The sequence below is a fragment of the Enterobacter sp. HK-058-C-ECC genome (genome assembly GCF_047531125.1).
GTDB lineage: Bacteria > Pseudomonadota > Gammaproteobacteria > Enterobacterales > Enterobacteriaceae > Enterobacter > Enterobacter quasiroggenkampii.
Map to the genome: position 1 here is coordinate 1 of NZ_JBLKCH010000038.1, position 383 is coordinate 383.

Here is a 383-nt window from a genome sequence, read left to right on the forward strand (position 1 = left end):
ATGTTTCACTTCTGATTGCGAAAATTTGAGAGACTCGAACACACCATTTAAGATGTGTCGTTTCAATTTTCAGCTTGATCCAGATTTTTAAAGAGCAAATATCTCAAACATGACTCGCAAGTCAGTTTTGAGATATGACGGCAGGTGACTTTCACTCACGAACCAGCAAGTGGCGTCCCCTAGGGGATTCGAACCCCTGTTACCGCCGTGAAAGGGCGGTGTCCTGGGCCTCTAGACGAAGGGGACACTGAAGTCTCAATCGCAAGACGCCTTGCTATTTACTTTTCATCAGACAATCTGTGTGAGCACTACAAAGGCAGGTTCTTTAAGGTAAGGAGGTGATCCAACCGCAGGTTCCCCTACGGTTACCTTGTTACGACTTC

Annotated in this window: 1 tRNA gene and 1 rRNA gene; both read right to left on the reverse strand. The window is 46.5% G+C overall.

Going from position 1 to position 383, the window contains the following annotated elements:
* Positions 1-170: 170 nt before the first annotated feature.
* Positions 171-246 (reverse strand) — tRNA-Glu (locus tag ACMWJS_RS22910).
* An 85-nt stretch (positions 247-331) separates the two neighbouring features.
* A 16S ribosomal RNA gene (locus tag ACMWJS_RS22915) occupies positions 332-383 on the reverse strand; the annotation flags it as partial.